This is a genomic window from Nostoc sp. JL34 (assembly GCF_017114945.1).
Taxonomy (GTDB): Bacteria; Cyanobacteriota; Cyanobacteriia; order Cyanobacteriales; family Nostocaceae; genus Nostoc.
Map to the genome: position 1 here is coordinate 1 of NZ_JABXKQ010000148.1, position 18986 is coordinate 18986.

General features: G+C 41.4%; 17 protein-coding genes. 5 read left to right on the plus strand and 12 right to left on the minus strand.

The genetic code is table 11. The annotated features are described in order from the left end of the window. The first annotated feature begins 145 nt into the window (after nucleotides 1-145). The gene (locus HWQ44_RS27090) at nucleotides 146-721 is read left to right on the plus strand and encodes a hypothetical protein (protein ID WP_366931404.1); all 576 of its coding nucleotides are present in this window, start codon (nucleotides 146-148) and stop codon (nucleotides 719-721) included. A 992-nt stretch (nucleotides 722-1713) separates the two neighbouring features. After that, nucleotides 1714-3384: an MBL fold metallo-hydrolase gene (locus HWQ44_RS27095; RefSeq protein WP_292725051.1), complete on the plus strand. Its 1671-nt coding sequence runs from the start codon at nucleotides 1714-1716 to the stop codon at nucleotides 3382-3384. A 64-nt stretch (nucleotides 3385-3448) separates the two neighbouring features. On the opposite strand, the gene HWQ44_RS27100 is transcribed toward HWQ44_RS27095, so the two are convergent. The 8 genes from HWQ44_RS27100 to HWQ44_RS27135 form a co-directional block, all read right to left on the minus strand. Then, the gene (locus tag HWQ44_RS27100; protein WP_012408115.1) at nucleotides 3449-3760 is read right to left on the minus strand and encodes a DUF6679 family protein; all 312 of its coding nucleotides are present in this window, start codon (nucleotides 3758-3760) and stop codon (nucleotides 3449-3451) included. 219 nt (nucleotides 3761-3979) lie between these two features. Beyond that, complete coding sequence (locus HWQ44_RS27105) at nucleotides 3980-4132, minus strand: hypothetical protein (RefSeq protein ID WP_292725117.1); 153 nt, start codon at nucleotides 4130-4132, stop codon at nucleotides 3980-3982. A 418-nt stretch (nucleotides 4133-4550) separates the two neighbouring features. After that, entirely contained in the window at nucleotides 4551-4811 is a 261-nt protein-coding gene (locus HWQ44_RS27110; protein WP_292725053.1) for a hypothetical protein, read from the minus strand. 287 nt (nucleotides 4812-5098) lie between these two features. After that, nucleotides 5099-5887 carry a Nif3-like dinuclear metal center hexameric protein gene (locus tag HWQ44_RS27115; protein WP_292725055.1) on the minus strand — a complete coding sequence of 263 codons (789 nt, stop codon included), beginning with the start codon at nucleotides 5885-5887 and terminating at the stop codon, nucleotides 5099-5101. 32 nt (nucleotides 5888-5919) lie between these two features. Continuing rightward, nucleotides 5920-6669, minus strand: coding sequence for a hypothetical protein (locus HWQ44_RS27120; protein ID WP_292725057.1), 750 nt, complete (start codon nucleotides 6667-6669; stop codon nucleotides 5920-5922). A gap of 296 nt (nucleotides 6670-6965) precedes the next feature. Further along, nucleotides 6966-7379, minus strand: a complete 414-nt coding sequence (locus HWQ44_RS27125; protein WP_292725059.1) for a secondary thiamine-phosphate synthase enzyme YjbQ — start codon at nucleotides 7377-7379, stop codon at nucleotides 6966-6968. Between the two features lie 390 nt (nucleotides 7380-7769). Beyond that, nucleotides 7770-8852, minus strand: coding sequence for a glycosyl transferase (locus HWQ44_RS27130; protein WP_292725061.1), 1083 nt, complete (start codon nucleotides 8850-8852; stop codon nucleotides 7770-7772). Between the two features lie 129 nt (nucleotides 8853-8981). Next, complete coding sequence (locus HWQ44_RS27135) at nucleotides 8982-10172, minus strand: aminotransferase class V-fold PLP-dependent enzyme (protein WP_292725063.1); 1191 nt, start codon at nucleotides 10170-10172, stop codon at nucleotides 8982-8984. Nucleotides 10173-10434: 262 nt separating this feature from the next. Between HWQ44_RS27135 and HWQ44_RS27140 the strand changes: the two genes are divergently transcribed. Both HWQ44_RS27140 and HWQ44_RS27145 read left to right on the plus strand, forming a co-directional pair. After that, on the plus strand, nucleotides 10435-11895 hold the full coding sequence (locus HWQ44_RS27140; RefSeq protein WP_292725065.1) for a TM0106 family RecB-like putative nuclease: 1461 nt from the start codon (nucleotides 10435-10437) through the stop codon (nucleotides 11893-11895). A gap of 591 nt (nucleotides 11896-12486) precedes the next feature. Next, nucleotides 12487-12945 carry a hypothetical protein gene (locus tag HWQ44_RS27145; protein ID WP_292725067.1) on the plus strand — a complete coding sequence of 153 codons (459 nt, stop codon included), beginning with the start codon at nucleotides 12487-12489 and terminating at the stop codon, nucleotides 12943-12945. 81 nt (nucleotides 12946-13026) lie between these two features. Here the strand turns inward: HWQ44_RS27145 and HWQ44_RS27150 are convergent, their stop codons facing one another. The 4 genes from HWQ44_RS27150 to HWQ44_RS27165 all read right to left on the minus strand — a co-directional run bounded on the left by HWQ44_RS27150 (nucleotide 13027) and on the right by HWQ44_RS27165 (nucleotide 16935). Beyond that, nucleotides 13027-14169: a BMP family ABC transporter substrate-binding protein gene (locus HWQ44_RS27150; RefSeq protein WP_292725069.1), complete on the minus strand. Its 1143-nt coding sequence runs from the start codon at nucleotides 14167-14169 to the stop codon at nucleotides 13027-13029. A gap of 428 nt (nucleotides 14170-14597) precedes the next feature. After that, on the minus strand, nucleotides 14598-14819 hold the full coding sequence (locus HWQ44_RS27155) for a hypothetical protein (protein ID WP_292725071.1): 222 nt from the start codon (nucleotides 14817-14819) through the stop codon (nucleotides 14598-14600). 28 nt (nucleotides 14820-14847) lie between these two features. Further along, nucleotides 14848-15618: a WecB/TagA/CpsF family glycosyltransferase gene (locus HWQ44_RS27160; RefSeq protein WP_292725074.1), complete on the minus strand. Its 771-nt coding sequence runs from the start codon at nucleotides 15616-15618 to the stop codon at nucleotides 14848-14850. 249 nt (nucleotides 15619-15867) lie between these two features. After that, complete coding sequence (locus HWQ44_RS27165) at nucleotides 15868-16935, minus strand: glycosyltransferase family 4 protein (RefSeq protein WP_292725076.1); 1068 nt, start codon at nucleotides 16933-16935, stop codon at nucleotides 15868-15870. A gap of 516 nt (nucleotides 16936-17451) precedes the next feature. Between HWQ44_RS27165 and HWQ44_RS27170 the strand changes: the two genes are divergently transcribed. Further along, nucleotides 17452-18954 carry an acyl--CoA ligase gene (locus tag HWQ44_RS27170; protein ID WP_292725078.1) on the plus strand — a complete coding sequence of 501 codons (1503 nt, stop codon included), beginning with the start codon at nucleotides 17452-17454 and terminating at the stop codon, nucleotides 18952-18954. The last annotated feature ends 32 nt before the right edge of the window (nucleotides 18955-18986 follow it).

Below are 18986 nucleotides of genomic sequence, written 5' to 3' on the forward strand. Positions count from 1 at the left end.
CCTACTTATCTTTCAAACAGTTATATTAACACAATTTTCGACATAATTAATTATATCTATACTTTACTACCGCCGAAATTCTTTGATTACAGAGGATTTTTAAGAGATTTGAGTTAGCATAACTTTGGGTGTTTGGAGAATGGAAATGTCAATGAGCAAAAAAGTGGTTAATAAAGGTAAGAACAAACAAGGCAGTTCGACATCCAGGATTTTAACAGTACCAATTTTGGCTGTAGCTGGATGGTTGACAACAATCTTGCCTAATGTGGCTGTTGCTGCGTCCTACAGTAATGATTATAGTGTCTGTGCGGGTAGCCTTGTGAAGGCGGGTGTCACAGCAGAAGCGGCATCACAAGGTTGTGCAAAAGCACTGCATCCAAGAGATTTGGCTGCTTGCGTGGTTAAAATTGAGAAGCAGACCCAAATTGCTGCAACAGATGCGCTTTCTTCTTGTGGAAAAGCCCGCCGCCCTGAAGAGTTAGCCACCTGTGTAGTCGGCGTTAGCTCAAGTACTAAGGAAGCAGTTAATCCGGCAGCTTTAGATTACTGTGGTCGTAGTTTGTTGCCCGTGCGCTTTGGTCAGTGTAATCGGTGCTTCATCTTCCTCTACATCGCCGACTATAATTCCTACGGGATCAAGTCCAAGTATCGAGACTACCCCATTTCCAACGCAACCGGTTGTGCCAACGCAGCCGATTGTTCCATCACAGCCACGCACTAATTAAATTACAGTGCTTTGTTAATCTGAAGCGATACTAGACAAGGGGCTTAAGCCCCTTGTTAAAGATAGACAAACTTCCGCTACATTTTAAGCTATTACGTATAGAACTTGCATTATCAGGTCGGGCAAGATGCCATTGGTATCAAGTTCAGAAAAATAGAATCTTGTCTAAGTGGGTAAAACTTTCCCCCTCATCTCACTCACCGTACCACGCGGAATGCGGGAAGCTCAGTCACAAAGCGTGCTGACAGCTTTGCGACACGAGGGATTTTAATCCCCGTGGTCTTTTCTATATTAAGTAATGAGTAATAAGTAATGGGTATTTATTACTCATTACTTATTACTCATTACTATAAAAGAAAACGAGCGTGTCTTTAGACCTGAGAAGCTTAACTCCCTCGTCTAGATATATGGACAGGTGAACCGAAAGGTTCTACAATTTGACTGATTGTGGTAAATTTACCTATTGCCCAATCCATATAAGCATAGTAAAGATTTTCTAGTGATTGCGCTTAATTGCAGAATCACTAAATTAATATAAGAAAGTCTTTAAGTAAGGGCAGCAAAGAAATGGATGTAAAGCTGATTCTAGCTGGATTAACAGTTATCTTTACGCTTTCGTGCTTATTTTTTGGCACGAAAAATGGATTCTATGATTCAGATAACTATCATGGCAATGGCTCCGCACATTGAGATAAATCTGTAGACGCTTGGGCGACTTTCCTTAGGGTGAGTTGGCTAAGATAGCTCAGAACTTGCAAAGGGAAAATACACAAGAGGCATCCTGTAGCTCCTAGTTTGATGGCTTCTCGTTAGCCCACCTTTCCGAACCAGTGCGGGTTCGGTTGAGGCGTCCTCCCCAATCAAAAATCTGTATTCTCAGGGTGTAGGGGCGCACGATAAAACTTACCCCTAAGTCACAAAACCAAAATTTTTGTAACTTTTGGCTTTTGGGATATGTCCATGATGATAAGGTTTGAGGGGAGGAGAGCATGAGGGATAATCTGTCGGCATCCTCTCGCGTAGATGCTGCGGAAGCGGGTAGTGAATTAGAATGTTTCCCTTATAGTGTCCAGCATGACAATGAGGGCGTGTGTTTATTGGTGAAAATGGGGCCACACCGCATCCTCTTGGACTGTGGTTTGGAGGATATTTCAACGCTGGCTAAGGGGCTTACTAAGTCGGTACGTGAAGCTGGTTCGCCCCTACCAGCAGATTTAGTTTTGATTAGTCACGCCCACCCAGACCACTCCAGAGGCTTACTGGCACTGCATAAAGCTTTTCCCAAGTTACCTATTTATGGTAGTGAGGTGACCAGCAAATTACTGCCGCTGAATTGGCTAGACCAAGACCCTCAGGAAATTTCCCAATTTTGTCATGCCTTGCCGTTGCGATCGCCTGTAGAATTCCAAGATGGTTTGGTGGCAGAATTATTTCCCGCAGGGCATCTACCAGGGGCAGTAGCAATTCTGCTTACCTACACCACCCAGCAGCGTACTTACAAGCTACTGTATACAGGGGACTTTTTCCTCTCAAATTCTCGGTTGGTAGAAGGTTTGCGTTTAGAGGAACTGCGAGGCTTAGACCTGGATGTGCTAATCATTGAAGGCAGTTATGGCACATCCCGTCATCCCCATCGCCGCAACCAAGAAAATCAACTAGCAGAGCGAATTAATCGGGCGATCGCTGACCATTGTTCTGTAATCCTTCCCACCCCAGCTTTAGGATTGGGTCAAGAATTATTAATGCTCTTGCGATCGCATCACCATTTCACCGGACGAGATTTAGATATCTGGGTAGATGGTGCTGTTGCGACTGGGTGTGATGCATACCTAGAACTGCTACCCCACCTCCCTCCATCCGTGCAGAATTTCGCCCGCCATCAACCTTTGTTTTGGGATGAACGGGTGCGTCCCCGTGTGCGGCGTTTACAACCAGAACATCGTTCCAATGTGGGCAAATCACCTTGTATAGTCCTCACCGACTCGACATCTGATTTAGGTGAACATTGCCAACTAGATACCGGACCTTGGCTGATCCTGCTACCAGAAAAAATTGATATAAAAGTTAACAAAGAATATTTAGCACCCACTACTGTCGAAACCTATCTCTTAGCTCAACATAGTGATGGCCCTGGTACTACGCAGCTAATTCATAATCTGCGACCCCAGCACGTGATTTTTGTCCACGGTTCTCCTGCGTACTTGGCAGACCTGACTAGCTTAGAGGAGTTGCAAAACCGCTACCATATACATTCGCCGGCGGCTGACACCTTAGTAGAACTGCCCATCGGCGACACATTTTTACAACCGGCAGCGCCAGAGACTAACTACGAAGGCGAACTGACAGAGTTAGGAACAGTAATCACAATCACCCTACCCGATGTGATTACTGCTGATCCACGTTGGCGGCAGTTTGCCGATACTGGTTTAATCGAAGCTCGTTGGCAAGGGGAAGAACTAGTATTAAGGGGATTGTCTCAACGAGAACTGCTCAACCAAAATAGTGATCGCTATACATGGACAGATGTAGACTGTTGTGGTACCTGCCGACATCAAAGGGGGCAGAGGTGTTGGAACCCAGCTTCCCCGTTGTATAACTTTAAGGTAACTCTAGAAGGTTACTGTCCTGCCTTTGAACGTTTATCTAGTCCTGAGTCCTGAGTCTTGAGTTCTGAGTTAGGATTTTTTACTCAGCACTCGGCACTCAGTACTCAGCACTGATTATTCATTCTGGATTCGAGTCAGTGTAACGGTTATGGATGCGTTCAGCTTCGGGACAATCTTCTGTCATCAAAGGTTCCACATTCCCGCGTGGTACTGAAGCCAATTTTTGCGTTACAGCACCAATGCTCTCGAGACGAACCATTTCTTCCCAAGAACAAACTTCATCTTCTTCTTCTGTTTCATAGCGTAGGGTCACTAAATCTCCCTCTATGTCGATGATGCGGGCGCGTTCAATCCAGCGTTGCTGGTCCCGCAAGAAAACACATACCTCGCGCCCATCGCAACACAGTTGATAAATCTTGCGGTGTAGCATGTATTGTTTCTGCCTTTTTAAACAACGTAGTTAAACCTGTCAAAATCTGGGTTCTACCCCATTACATTACACCTTTAAGAGGTTAATTTCACTGTTCAGAACAAGTACGCTTCATAACTCAATCCCAAGACTTGCTTCTAATTGTCAAAATATCGGGAAATGTTGGGTCATCAATCAATTGTTGCTCTGGCAATGAACTAAATCTCCCTCGGGCTGATTCTAGGGAATGTCTGCTTCATAGAAGTCAAACAATTCAGTACCTGTCCTAAGCAGGTTCATATTTGTTGGTGAGTCATTCTTACCATTATGTAATAAAGAATACTCCAAAACAATCGTTGATGGCGGTTGTTTAATTTGCCTACTTTTACTCATTGGCATTACTGGGAAGTCCGGGGACTTGGTTTTACTTTTACCCACTTGTATCTGATCTTAACTCATTCTCTTGCTGACCTTGATGCTTTTCAACAACAACACCTAAAGAGTTTTGAGTTTTTAAGATTTTTGCTCGATCATAACTAAGAAAAAGGCAACGAAGTCGGAGAAAAAGGAAGATAGACAAAGGAGACAAGGGGCAGAGGGGAAAGAGCCTGAGAAGATTCCCCTGAAAGAGCAGCAAGATTTATCAAAAAAGGCAGTTCTTGTTGTTCGCGCAGCGTGTCGTAGACAGGCTAAGAGGCAGGAAGGAAAAAAACTGCCCTGTCTACGACATGCGCGACCTGTTTCAGTAAAGCGATCGCAAGCTCGCTTGCGGTTTCAGACCATGACTGAATTTATGTTCAGTGACTCCAAATCATCCGGGGTTGAATCCCCTTGGGGTTTGTCCCTCCTGCCTCTTGCTTCCTTCAACTGATAAAGGAAATTCCATAAGCACGTTCGACGAGGACGCTTCTCGTTTAATTTGACCTGCGCGAACTGCATTATATAAAGCTGCAAGGAAAGGCAAATCCTCTGACTGATAGCATTTAGTAGACAGCACTTGCTGGAGTAAACCCTCAGATTCAACACTAAGATATCCAGTTTCAAAAGCAGATTCAATGAGTGTGCGAATCATCTTGATTAGGGCAGAGTAAACAATTTGTTACGTCAAGTGTGGAACATTTCCCTCTGCTACTAATTGATATGGAACATGAATATTATGTGATTATAATTACACGTAACTGGTGACATCCATCACAAGAATGATTAACTATAGAACTTTAGGTGGATCTATCTATTAATCTACGGATATAAATTTTTATAAAGGCTCACAGTATTAATACGAGTAAGCCACATAATTTAACATTAAAATATAAAAAAATTTTAGGCAAGCATTCAAAAAATATAGTGAAACATAGGCAATCAAGCAAAAAACTGGCGGAAATCTTCATCCTTTTTACTTAATTGCACCCAGTCTAGGTTTAAGGACTGGAATTTTTGCACCAAGCGATCGCAAGCCGGACGTTCGGTAGCGTAATGTCCGGCATCGATTAAAATGAGATTGCGATCGCGGCTTTCTTGAAACTGATGGAATTTACAGTCAGAAGTCAGATAAGCTTGAGCCCCAGTTTTGGCGACGGCTGAAATGTAACTAGCTCCCGAACCACCCAAAACAGCAACTCGTGAAATTGTTTGCTGTAAATCGGCACTTGGAGAAAAAATCAAATTAGGGGGAGCAAGTCGGGTTTGAATGGCTACGAGTAACTCCTGCAATGTCAGAAATGGCTCTAGCAAACCTACACGACCATATCCTAATCCTCCTTGTGTCGGTACTATGGGAGTAACTTCTTTGAGTTCTAAAATCTGAGCTAAAACGTCAGCAGTCCCATCCTGCACTTGGTCAAAATTCGTGTGGGCGCTGTAAATACCAATATTGTGGGTAAAGCCTAACCGTAGCATTTCGGCGATCGCTTCACCAGTGCGTAAAGATTTAAGAGGAGTAAAAATCAAGGGATGATGGGCAAAAATTAGATTAGCATTAAGAGCGATCGCTTCCTGCATTACCGCCAAAGTTGGTGTCAAACAGACCAAAACCCGTGCTTTTTCCTGCAACACTCCCGGCTCAATCTGCCACCCACAGTTGTCCCAGCTTTCACACCAAGCGGGATTTGCCCATGCTTCAAACCAAGTAATTAAATCAGCAATTTTCATAATTATTTTCTTTAGCAATTTTAAATTGCTAATCAGTGTCTCTGTGGTTGAATATTTAATTTTAATGCTAATTGCTGACGCATTTCCTGGAAAGGTTTGTTCCATACAGGGCTAGCATTCCAATTCCACACTGCTACTGGAATCAGTTGTTCTTCAGCAAGATAAGTTAAGAGACGGCATTCATCTTCTGGTTCACGAGAAAAGGTGAAGGGATTGCGGTAACCTGTATCACACAGTTTATAGGATGTGATCTGACCGTGATTAATCCTTTGTAAAAGTTCCTTACCTTTGGCAAGCAAATAATCAAAAAAAACTAGACTAAAAGGTTCTATATGGGCGCGATTTTGTGGCTCTTTTTGTACCCATCTGGCCCAATCAAATCCATACATAAAATCATGAACATAACGAAAACGCATTTCTGTTTTACTTCCGAACATTTCCATCAGATAAACTATCTTTTTACCAAAAACTTTTAAGAAAGGAACAGCGCCCTCATCCGCGATTAAAGCTTGCCTAAGCATACTACTGACCAGAAAATCAAAATCCCAGAAGATGTTTTCTGGAAAGTTTTGCAACTGAGTCTGGACTATATTTTCAAGGGTTTCTTGAAAAGTTATAATAATTTCAATGTCGGTGCTTTTTTCAGCAATCAAATTTCCCAATTCGGCAAAACTAGTAATTAAGTTTTTTTGGGGATTAAGTGATAATAAGTTAACACAATGCTGGGCAAGTATTTCATCAATAAATTGAAAATTATGAGTTGATGTCAGTTCTTTATTCATAGTAATTAAAACTGCTCAATTATCTGATATTAAATATTAGTCTATATCGAGATAACTAGATTATTTTAAATTTACAAATAAACTTAACTTTTAAATTTACAAATATACATTAATTTTTTAGTGTGTATCTGCTTGATTTTGTAATCAAAAATTTTCATGCTCAATCTATCGCGGCAAAATTTATTTCATGCACATCACGCGATATTGCCAGATTATACCCCAAGAGTAGGCAGTAGAACCAGAGTATTTAAACTCTAGAAAACTACACCTTACAATAAATAAAACTTGAGCATCAGCTATCCAGAAATGTGAACAACCAATTCTCTTGAATGGCTGCGTTGGCGGTGTTCCCAAATATAAATTCCCTGCCAAGTTCCCAGTACCAGATGACCCCGATTAATAGGGATATGTTCAGAAGTGTGGGTGAGTGCAGTACGAATGTGTGCCGGCATATCATCGGGGCCTTCTGCATCGTGGATGTATTTGCCCGATTCTGGCACAAGTTTTGCCATAAAATTAGCTAGATCCACAAGAACATCAGGATCGGCATTTTCTTGAATAATTAAACTGGCTGAAGTGTGGCGCAGAAATAAAGTACAAAGACCAGTTTCAACTCCCGATTCTGCAACTGTGGCTGCAATTTTTGCAGTGATATTGTAAAAAGATTTACCAGTAGTGGAAATTCTCAGTAACTTTTGGTAGTGACTCATTTAAAACAGTAATTATTGATGACAGTAAAAGCTAATTAGTAGTTCAATCTGCTTGATTTGGTTGTTGTTCTGCCGTTGGTTGATCGCTAGACTGAGGATGTCTTTTGATAAAGAGGCTGAACACAACACTGCATTTACAGACTATTTTATGACATTAGGGATGATAGGTGTGTTAGGCAGATTGTGAAGATCAAGCTGTAATGTTATCTAGGTTTGATTCTGGCAGTTTTAAACTTTTTTTAGAATATGTTGTATCGTCTTGGTTGGTATTCATAGTTTTTGTAGTTCAGCAATGAAATAAGCTGTTAGGATGTAACAATGCGACCGCAGCAATTCCAGTAGTAACACCAGTAGTATATTTCGAGGCTATTGATTTTGTTTGAAATAACTTTATTTCGTCTGTAAATAATTGAGGACAGCTTTAGCAATCGCTTCATTACCATCCTTAGCAATTGGTTGAGATTGCTTTGGTGGTTGGGGTAACTTATGGAGAAAATCCCAATTTTCTTGAAAAAACTCAGATGGGGTGATGATTTGATGCTGATTATAATTAGTTATGCCTTCTACTATAAAAGTTGCTTCAGCAAAGTCTTCACGCGGGATGGTAACAATAGGTAATCCTAATATTGTGGCTTCCGAAAAAGTACTGTAGCCAGGTTTAGAGACGACTCGCCCACAAATAGGCATAAAATCTACAGGGCGGTATTTGCGGTCATCAATTTTCACTAAGTTAGGTAAATCAGGGGCAGATTGATCAAAGACAATAAATTGCCAATCTGGAAATCGCTCCAGGTTATGATATGGGATTTGCTGTAAACCCAAGCCCCCAAAGGTCAACAAAATAGTTTTTTCAACTGGTGCAGTTATTCCCCAAACAGAGCGTAAATCATCAGCAGAGTAATGAGGGGAACCGCCTGTTAAGCCGACATCTGTGATATTGTTAAAAGCTTGCATTGGTTCGTGGAAAGGGAGACGAAACAGGCGATCGCACTTTGAGTATCCATCACTAATCCAATCTGCAACTGCGGTAAATTCGTCTCCCCAATCTCGGTAGATAAAGTCCCAGCCAAAGTTACTCATCATCCAGCAAGGAATATTTGCAGCTTTGGCAAACCCAGGAGCGAGAAAGGGAATATCTGCCAAGATGAGATTAACGCGATTTTGGCGGATAAAATTCACTTCTGAAGCAATCAGCGAATTTTGATGCTTCTTAATATCCAGCAACTTTTCTAAAGTCGCTACTTTATCTATTGTCAAACTATCCGTTTGCACCACACCCAAATCAAATGCACGAGGACGATAGATAAAATCGCCTTGTATATAGCACTCTAGCAACCAGCGGGGGGCAGTACTCACCAGAATTAGCAAAACTTCTGGACATAATTTTTGAATTGTCGCAGCTACAGAAGCCGTGCGGGTAGCATGACCAAAGCCGTGGTTTGTTATGGCTAAATATAAGATTGGACGTTCCATTTTAAAGTTAGGAGTTATTCAATTTTGAATTTTAGATTTTAGATTTTTACTTCAATCCCAAATCTAAAAGGGGCATAGTTAGGGGTGAAAATTATAATTTTCACACTGACAACTTATAATTCCTAACTTTTAATTAATTTTGCCAAAACTTTGAATTGCCTCAACCAATAGGTCGATTTCCGATTCTAAAGTAAAGTAATGGACACTGGCACGTATACAGCTAGGATCGGCAATTGTTCGAGTTAATATTCTTTGTGAGTCTAAAAATTGCACCAATTTCAAATAAGCTTGGGGCTGATTATTTGCAAGTTGGAACGAGATTATACCGCCTTCGGGTGGAGAAGTTCGCAAACATTTAATATTGGGCAACGCCGTCAATTGTCGCCAGAGGTACTCACTGTTGTGGCAAATTTGCTCGTAACGTTCCTGTGACGTTCCCCATTGCTGATGAATTGCGATCGCTTCCTTTAACCCAACATACAGAGGATAAGCTAATGTAGAGACTTCGTATCGTCGCCCATCTGGAAGCCAATCCACAGGCTGAGATTGACTATCTACAACAATGCCATTCAAGCCAATAAATGTAGGTTTCAGGCTTTCTCGTGCTTCTGGTCGAACATACAAGCCACCAGCGCCCGCAGGACCACATAACCATTTATGACCAGTGAAAGCATAAAAATCTACTCCCAATTCTGTCAAGTTTAAAGGCAATAAACCAGCAGATTGGGCAGCATCTATTAATAGTGCAGAATGATTATTTCTGCATATTTCGGCAATTTGATCAAGAGGTAAAACTTGACCAGTATTCCAGAAAACATGACTCAATATCACTAGACGGGTATTGGGGCGCAAGTGCTGGGCAATAACGGTTACAGGATCGCCCTCATTTAAAGTCGCCTTTAGGGGACAGGTGGTAACTTCCACAGCGAATCTCCGCGCGATTTCTTGGGCTGTGGCAATCACGCCTGGATGTTCGCAGTCCGAGAGCAGCATGTGGTCGCCGGCTTGCCACTCAATGCCCCACATAGCGATATTACAGCCAACAGTGACATTCTGGGTGAGAGTAATTGTTTGGCTTGGTGCATGTAACTCCGAAGCGATCGCTTCTCTTGCGGCTTGAGTCTGAGGGGCTATCCAGCGATACGCCTCATTGCCAAAGGGGCCAATATGCTGGACATGGGCTTGAGTTTCGGTCATAGCATCCATTGCCCTTTGGGGCATCGGCCCTTGTCCGCCATAATTGAAATAAGCCTTATTTGCTAAAGCGGGAAATTGCTCTCGATGCCGATGCAGCTTGATTGGTGATGCAGAAATAGTCATAATTCACAAGGGATATCTGCTGTTTGCAGGCTATTGACAGTATAAAAGAAACGGCAAATTAAGCGTGGACGTGATCGCCACTTCCAGATTTGGTGTTGCATAATTGCGGGATAATTTTGAAATTTGCATAACAAATAATCACCATGTCTTTGCGTCTTTGCATCTTTGCGTCAGCCTCAATCATCCCCTTATTCAGCAACGCCCAAGATTTTAGTTGTCTGATTTACTCCCAGAATGTGCTAATTCTTGTTAACTTAAAAGGATGCTAATTAATGCTGAACTCCTACTGCAATACCAACGCTGTAAACGCCGGCCTTTTCTAGATATCCACGGTGACAAAAGTCAGCGCGATGCTCCCAATGAGTTGCTACGGAAACTGCAACAGGACAAAATCGCTCATCAGCTGAGTGCTTTGGCACAGATAACTTATCACCAACCAGATTATTCATACGGAAACTGGGAAAGGGCAGAGAAGGCAACTTTAGAATTGATGCAGCAAGGAGTTGACTACATCTATAAGGGAGTACTGTTAGCAACTTATTCTGAAGCATACACCCTACTAAGCCGTCCAGATTTACTCGTGAAACAACCAGGACAATCTGATTTTGGAGATTGGATCTACGTCCCGGCTAATATTGAACTGGGTAAGCGCCCTAAACAAGAATATCAGGTTGTCGCTGCATTTCATGTCCAAGTGCTGGCAATGGTGCAGGGAGTTGCACCTGAAACAGCTTCGCTCATATTGCGAACCAAAAATACAAGTTATGCAGTGGATCTGTTCAAATGGATGCCACGGATGCAGCAGATTCTGGAGGAGTTTATTCAAGCTTTAGAGTTACCGAATCCACCAGAGGTGTTTATTTCTCGGCAAAAGTGCAATCTTTGTCATTGGTATAGTGAATGTTATGCGATCGCTCAATCTGAAAAACATCTCTCATTGTTACCAGGCGTAACACCCATTCGCTACACTCAACTTCAAGCCTTAGCCATCACCACGCTGGAATCTCTCGCTAACACTAGTCCCAACATCTTAGAAAACCTGCTTGGTTTTGATAGCGAAATAGCGCCCAAGTTAGTAGTGCAAGCTCAATCTGCACTAGAAAAACGACCCCTAATTTTACCTTATCCGCTACCAACAAAAGATATTACATTTACAGCACCCATAGAGATTTACTTTGATATTGAAGCCCAGCCAGACTTAGATTTAGATTATCTCTTAGGGGTTTTGGTCGTTGATAGACAAGCTAATACAGAACAGTTTTATTCGTTTTTAGCAGACAAAGCAGAAGACGAAGAATTAGTTTGGCAGCAATTTTTGGATTTGGTTTGGCAATATCCCGAAGCACCAATTTATCATTTTTGTGTCTACGAGTTTGATACAGTCAAACGGCTAGCAAAGCTTTACCACACTCCCTACTCCTCAGTGCGTCCTGTACTGAATCGATTTGTGGATGTGTATGAACAATTAACCCAAAGTGTGGCATTGCCCATAGAAAGCTATGCCTTAAAAGCGATCGCTCGTTGGATAGGATTTGAGTGGCGTGACAAAGAAGCTAGTGGTGCCAAGTGTATTTACTGGTATGATCAATGGTTAGAAACAGGCGATCGCACCTTACTAGAAATTATCCAACGCTACAACGAAGATGACTGCCGCGCCACCCGCATAGTCAAAGATTGGCTTGTGAACTTTTTCCAAGATGAATATGATTTACGACTTGCTTGAAGAAAAAGACTTAGAGGCACTAAACACCACTAGCATTTTTATTGACTTATAAAGTAAGCAACGGAATGCAGATCCTTCTAAGTTGTATATAGCGGTTATCGACAAACGTGAGGTACAATTTTGACCTCATATCATGTTCGGGTAAAGACTTATCATTTAGACCGCAAGGGTGCAGGGGGCAGGGAGCCTACCGTGTATTCTCCATCTAATACCAGTGTTGGATGGATATAAAACCCTACATCTGTGTTGTTTCCTACTACTCCTAATCCTTCTGATGAAAGCCTACCTACTTGTGTATACACGGTAGCCTCGTAGGAGAGGGGTAGGGGGAGAGGTTCTTCCAGGATTACTGAATTGGTGTCCTAGTACTACGTAATTTGCCCCCGCCTTTTTTGAATTGTATTTTGTGTACTAAGAGAGGAATAGAAGCGAGGTTTTGCAAATTCCATGAAAAGTGAATTTGTTTTACTCTTTGCATAAATAAATAGAAATGGGGTGAAAAGTGATCAAGCTATTCGTGGAAGATAAGCACTCCACAAAACAAAAAATTTATAAACCCCATAGTCATGATGGGAAAAGGGGTAGTTAAGTATGATTCATCACATATCTATTTCTGTTCAAAACCCCCTGTACGTTGCCCAAGTTCTGGCTGAAGTCTTGAATAGGCAGGCTTTTCCCTTTTTCCCTCACCCAGGTAGCTACATGGTTTTTCCCCTTGAGGAACATGGAACAGGAATTGAAGTTTATCCCTTAAAAACTCAGCTAATGCCTGGTGAAGCAGATAACCAGTATACACTTGCAGAAAATGTCACTCCTTCTGGGTTCACAGCTACTCATGCACCAGTCTCAGTTTCTTCTAGTCAGGAAAAAATTGAGTTGATTGGCGAACGGGAAGGTTGGAGAGTATTACGTTGTAACCGCGACTCTTTTTTTGATGTTATTGAGTTCTGGTTGGAAAACAAAGTCATGATAGAACTACTCACACCGGAAATGTCGGCTCAATATTTGGCGGTAACGCAGCCAGAAAATTTGAAGAAAGTTTTTAGTTGATAACTCTGCTGCTGCTAATTTAACAACATCAATAACTAAATTAAAAATTAAAAACAGAAATCTTAGTATTGTTTAGCAGTGCTAGGATTTTCCCTTGGGAATTGATCCTTCAATTCCCTCAACATACCAATCCATCGCCAGTTGTCCCCGATCATCCAATACCTTACCCTTTGGCACTCGCACCACCCCTTTTTGGTCTTTCACCGGGCCATCAAAAGGATGTGCAGTACCCTGAATAAACTCATCGCGCTTGGCATTCACCAGTTGTTGCACATCAGCCGGAATCGCCTGATTCATTGGGGAAATATCCACCATCCCTTCACCAATACCATCCCAAACCTCTTGAGACTTCCAAGTGTTACTTATTACAGCCAAGGCTTTATCTGTATAGAATTTGCCCCATTTATTAATAGCTGATGTCAAGTGGGCTTTTTGACCAAACTTACTCATATCAGTGTTGTAGCCAAAAGCATAAATACCTTTTTCCTCAGCCAGTTGGATAATAGCACCAGAGTCAGTATGCTGCGTCAGTACATCCGCACCTAAATTCACTAAAGCTTGAGCCGCTTCTCTTTCTTTAGCTGGGTCGTTCCAACTTTGTACCCAAAGTACCTTAACTTTTGCTTGGGGATTTGTTACCCGTACTCCTTGAGTAAATGCACTGATTCCCCGAATTACTTCTGGAATTGGGTATGCGCCAATAAAACCAACTACATTCGATTTTGTCATCTTGCCAGCAATCATACCGGTTAAGTAACGCGGTTCTTCAAAACGTCCCAGATAAGTGCCGACATTGACAGCACGTTTGTATCCTGTACAGTGTTCAAAGACAACATCACTAAAGTCCTTGGCAACTTGAATTGTTGGGTTCATGTAGCCGAAGGAAGTTGTAAAAATCAGCTTGTTACCATCTAATGCTAGTTGGCGAATCACCCTTTGGGCGTCAGCACCTTCGTTGACATTTTCGACAAAGGTAGTTTTTACCTTATCTTGAAGATTGGCTTCCATGTCTCTGCGGCCCAAATCATGGGCATAAGTCCAACCAAAATCACCCACAGAGCCTACATAAACAAATCCCACTTTGAGAGGTTCATTTACTACTACAGGCGACGCTGAGGGGGACACATTCGGCTGTGAATTGGAATTTCTACCTTGAACACAACTAGTTAAGGCAAAGCTAGATGCTGCTAAAGTGACATACCTTAGAAAATTCCGACGCTCCATATTTTCTTGATTGAGTTTACCTGAGTAAAAAGGTTTTTCTGACTGCTAGTAGCACTAGACACCATTTAAATTAGCTACTTATTTAATTTTAGCTTGAATAAAAAGCAGCCCCACATCCGAACCGTAGGGCGGTGTGTAATGAATTTTTCTTTCGTTGACGATTTTTGATGCAACTATAGGACTCTTATTTAATTGCGTGAAAAAACTGGCATTGGATAATTACGAGATAATTTTGAAATTTGCATAGAAAATAATCACCATGTCTCCGTGTCTTTGCGTGAATCATCCCTTTATTCCGCAACACCAAAAACTTAGTACACATCTATTCTTTGGCAGACAAGCTGGAGAGAAGGATAAATTTCTTTAAGCAGCCCTATAGTTTGCCGTAAGCGATGCTCCGCACCTCTACGTTTCTCTCAGACCACTTGCTACAACGGAGGCAGAAAAAATCCTTTGTTGCAGTTAATAGCATGGAGAACCAAAGCATCTGAGCGGCTCCTAAAACTACGTAGATTTTGGTTTTGAACGTTAACTAAACTGTCTGACAAATAACTTACCTGTTCTCTCCGTTGCAGCAACTGGGTTGTAGCAATGATGAAAAATGCTTTGGTATCTTGCCTCTCCTGTGACTTTTCAGTAGTCACGGTCATACCAATGCAAATTTTAGAAAAAATTTACTCAGCGATTTGCTATCATTCCTTGAGTGATTCGCTGTTTAAGTACACGATAAAAAAACAATGGAATGCCTACAATATAACGATCCCACAAACGAGTAGGTTCAGTAATTAAGCGTGTTAACCACTCGAGACCATTATCAGTCAGCCAACGCGGACCGCGATATATAGAGTCAGTGTAAAAATCTAAACAAGCACCTAAAGGTAAAAAAACAGTAGTTTCAATTTTGTTGAAGTTATCTAAAATCCAGCGTTCCTGTAACGGCATACCAAAACCAACATATAAAATACTTGGTTTAAATTTATTAATTTTTTCTATCACCAAATCATTCTCTTTTCCTGATTTTTCAAAATAACCATTATGTCCCTGTATGCGTAAATTAGGCGCAATTGCGACTAACTTAGTAATTGCTTTATCGACTACGCCGGGTTTTCCAGCTAACAAAAATAAAGAAAGGTTTTCTCTCTCACATTTTAATGCTAAATCTTCTATGTAATCTGGTGCTGTCATGCGATGTACAGATTGAATTGAATAACCGTTGAATCTAGCTCCTACCAGTACACCAAACCCGTCACAAAATACTAAATCAGCCTTATTCAAAAAATCTCGATACCAAGACTTTTCATATGCCAAATTCATCGCTTTGATATTCACATTGCCTACAATTGTCTTTTTTTTGCTTTTTGCTGCTTCTATTAAATAATCAATTAATTCTTGTACTTTAACTTTATGGAATCTTGTATCAAACAACTTCACTTCAGGAAAAGTTTTCATTTCTGTACCTCAATTTACTAGGCAGTATACCAAATTTAGAAAAATACAAAATACAAACAATAAAATTAATAGCTATATCGCTTCCTTTATTGTTACTAATATTAAATTCATACTTTTTAAAGCCTGTTATCCTTATACAGAATGAATTACGTAGTTTTTAAGTTTGGTATTTAATACAGAGTGGAAGTCGCTTGGAGATAGGTGGAGCGATATAACTAAAATAATCGCCTATTTTAATCAAGACATCTCTCAACCTAAAACTGCTGCATAAATATGTTTCAAAGATACAAGATAATCGTTTATATCCAAGTGTTTAACTCTGACTCGTGCATTATTTCCCAGAGATATTCTCAGATTTTCGTCTGCAATTAAGGATTGCATTGCCTTTGACAATTGTTGAATATCCCCCGGATTAACTAATAAACCATTTTGGTCTTGAGTAACTATTTCGGGTATTCCTCCCACTGCGGTAGTGATAACAGCCAAACCCCAACTCATTGCTTCTAGTAGTGCCATAGGCAGACCTTCGTTGTAGGAAGGTAACACAAATACATCAGCTTTGGTTAAAAGATCGTCACGTTTTTCTTGGTCTACCCAGTCAAGAATAGTGATATAGTCAATAAGATTTAGAGTCGGAATCAAACTCCGAGCTTGTTCTACATCCCCATCCCCCGCCATAACCAACTTTGCTTGGCTTTGTTGAGCAGCAGGTATAGAAGCAAATGCCTTAATTAAATCAAATGCACCTTTGCGCTCACCAATACGCCCTAAAAATAAGAAAAATATCTGTTTGGAATCTAGCCTCTGTGGGATTTGTGCGGGCATTTTTACCGGGTTAGGGAGAACAATAACTTGTTCTGACTTCAAACCAAGATTTTCAATATAGAATTTTTTCCAGCTATCTGATAAAACAATAAAACGAGTACATTTCTGAAATGACCAACTTAGCCAAATCTTAAGCCATTGAGGTAGTTTAGAGTAAAACAAATGAAAATCAGCACTATGAGCATGAATAATTACTGGTTTTTGAAATAGCCAACCAATAAGAGTAGTGATTGACTGACGAAAAGCGCTACCTCTATCTGAAACATGAATGTGAATTAGGTCAGATTTTTGGTTTAATAAGTTCCAAAATAACTCACCTATTGCCTGCAAAAATACTAACACTTTATGGACAGCAGAACCATTCGGTAAAGTACCAATATGTTTAATTTCAATATCAGAGGTAGTTTCTTCAAGAATGAGCTTTTCCACAGAGACTATTCCACCTTGGCGCTCCAAGCTTTCGCCTAACATAGTAATTTTTATGGGACTCATAATTGCTATTAATCCATTTTTGAGATTCGGTACACTGCTATATTTATAAACTATAATAAAGAGTTTTTTATAGTTTATATAAAAAGCCATACTCCAAAAGCATTTTGAGAGTAAATCCTACTCATTACCTGCGCGATCGCGGCTCAACAGATTGCGTATTTAAATAAATAAAATGCAGAATTTTCTGATTTTACAGATGATCTCCATAACAAAAATCTGCCATAGAAAGTGTTAGAGGATGTTTAAAAAGTCTTGTCGGTAATAGCAAAATATCAGATACCTAACTCTCTTTCTCTATGAGGGTATAGGGATTTTAAAGCCTCTCAAGAGTGGAGGAGAGGTTTTAAGAGGGGTTTTATGGTAAACCTCTTGCAACTTTTTAAACATCCACTTAAACAATTTTAACTTTTAAACTCTGTAAACTATATCATGTATCACGACCAGATCCAAGACGAACTACGAGAAACTGCTGATCAAACTACTCACTAAATCATCTGTTCACAGCCAGAAAAACTAATGAACTTATTTGACCTTTTAGCAGGGGAAGACAATCATTCAGCCCTAATTATGCCTGGGGGGCGATCGCTAACCTATAAACAATTGCGCGAGAATGTTGTTGGACTAGTATCCCAACTCAACAGCTTTGGATTGAAACGGGGAGAACGCATTGCCATTGCAATGACTAACGGTTCACCAATGGCTATTACCTTTTTGGCTGCCGCCCTATGTGGCACTGCTGCTCCCCTAAATCCCAAATACAAGCAAGAAGAATTTGCCTTCTACTACGAAGATACCCAAGCAAAAGCACTGATTGTGTTGTCTGAGGGGCCAGAAGCAGCCATTGCCGCTGTTACACCCGACATGATGCTGATTAATGCCAAGGTAAACACTGACGGTACATTAAGCTTTGAACTGGGGACTAAAGACTGGGAACTGGGGACTGGGGACTGGGAAAATTTGGTTGAGGACGATGATATAGCGATGATTCTCCACACTAGCGGTACTACCAGTCGTCCCAAACGTGTGCCGATTCGTCATCGGAACTTAATCGCTTCAGCTGGCAACCTCATTAGTGCTTACTCACTCACAGGAGCTGACATTACATTTTGTCTAATGCCGCTGTTCCACATTCACGGATTGGTGGGTTGTTTGCTGGCAACTCTGGCATCGGGGGGTACACTAGTTTGTCCCAATGGTTTTAATGCCCTAGAGTTTTGGAAACTGGTAGATACCTACAAACCTACCTGGTACTCCGCAGCACCAACCATGCACCAGACTATTTTGGCACGGGCTAGCCGCAACACAGAAATTGTCAAAGCTAACCGCTTTCGTTTCATTCGCTCTAGTAGCGCTTCTTTGCCCCCAATTATCATTGAACAGCTAGAGGCAACTCTCCATGCTCCGGTGGTGGAATCTTACAGCATGACTGAAGCATCTCACTTAATGACCACCAATCCCCTACCGCCAAAAGTCAGGAAACCAGGTACTGTAGGTTATGGCTTTGGCGTGGAAGTCGGCATTATGGATGCTGAAGACAAACTGCTATCTCAGGGAAACTTGGGTGAGGTGGTGGTAAAAGCACCCAATATTATAGATGGCTACGAAAACAACCCGGAAGCTAACGCCACAGCTTTTGTGAACGGTTGGTTCCGCACAGGGGATCAGGGGACAGTGGATGAAGACGGCTACCTCCGCTTGACTGGACGCATTAAAGAATTGATTAATCGAGGTGGGGAAAAAATTTCTCCCTTAGAAGTGGATGATGTCTTGCTGCGCCATCCTGCCGTCGCCGAAGCTTTGGCCTTTGCCGTCCCCCACAAATCTTTAGGAGAAGATATCCACGCTGCTGTGGTTTTGAAAGCCGAAACTGACGAAAAAGAACTTTTAGCTCACTGTTCAACCATGCTGGCAGACTTCAAAGTTCCTAAGCAAATTCACATTTTAGATCAACTACCTCGTGGTGCTACCGGGAAACTGCAACGGTTAGCTATGGCGAAATTGCTGAATATAGGGGAGTAGGGAGTAGGGGAGAAAACCGCGCTGCTGAGGCT

Coding starts and splice junctions, on each gene's coding strand:
- HWQ44_RS27135 (WP_292725063.1), bottom strand. CDS start 10,172: ATGACTATTTCTGCATCACCAATCAAGCTGCATCGGCATCGAGAGCAA.
- HWQ44_RS27110 (WP_292725053.1), bottom strand. CDS start 4,811: ATGATTCGCACACTCATTGAATCTGCTTTTGAAACTGGATATCTTAGT.
- HWQ44_RS27170 (WP_292725078.1), top strand. CDS start 17,452: ATGAACTTATTTGACCTTTTAGCAGGGGAAGACAATCATTCAGCCCTA.
- HWQ44_RS27120 (WP_292725057.1), bottom strand. CDS start 6,669: ATGAATAAAGAACTGACATCAACTCATAATTTTCAATTTATTGATGAA.
- HWQ44_RS27160 (WP_292725074.1), bottom strand. CDS start 15,618: ATGAAAACTTTTCCTGAAGTGAAGTTGTTTGATACAAGATTCCATAAA.
- HWQ44_RS27095 (WP_292725051.1), top strand. CDS start 1,714: ATGAGGGATAATCTGTCGGCATCCTCTCGCGTAGATGCTGCGGAAGCG.
- HWQ44_RS27150 (WP_292725069.1), bottom strand. CDS start 14,169: ATGGAGCGTCGGAATTTTCTAAGGTATGTCACTTTAGCAGCATCTAGC.
- HWQ44_RS27125 (WP_292725059.1), bottom strand. CDS start 7,379: ATGAGTCACTACCAAAAGTTACTGAGAATTTCCACTACTGGTAAATCT.
- HWQ44_RS27090 (WP_366931404.1), top strand. CDS start 146: ATGTCAATGAGCAAAAAAGTGGTTAATAAAGGTAAGAACAAACAAGGC.
- HWQ44_RS27155 (WP_292725071.1), bottom strand. CDS start 14,819: ATGACCGTGACTACTGAAAAGTCACAGGAGAGGCAAGATACCAAAGCA.
- HWQ44_RS27145 (WP_292725067.1), top strand. CDS start 12,487: ATGATTCATCACATATCTATTTCTGTTCAAAACCCCCTGTACGTTGCC.
- HWQ44_RS27130 (WP_292725061.1), bottom strand. CDS start 8,852: ATGGAACGTCCAATCTTATATTTAGCCATAACAAACCACGGCTTTGGT.
- HWQ44_RS27115 (WP_292725055.1), bottom strand. CDS start 5,887: ATGAAAATTGCTGATTTAATTACTTGGTTTGAAGCATGGGCAAATCCC.
- HWQ44_RS27100 (WP_012408115.1), bottom strand. CDS start 3,760: ATGCTACACCGCAAGATTTATCAACTGTGTTGCGATGGGCGCGAGGTA.
- HWQ44_RS27140 (WP_292725065.1), top strand. CDS start 10,435: ATGCTAATTAATGCTGAACTCCTACTGCAATACCAACGCTGTAAACGC.
- HWQ44_RS27105 (WP_292725117.1), bottom strand. CDS start 4,132: ATGAGTAAAAGTAGGCAAATTAAACAACCGCCATCAACGATTGTTTTG.
- HWQ44_RS27165 (WP_292725076.1), bottom strand. CDS start 16,935: ATGAGTCCCATAAAAATTACTATGTTAGGCGAAAGCTTGGAGCGCCAA.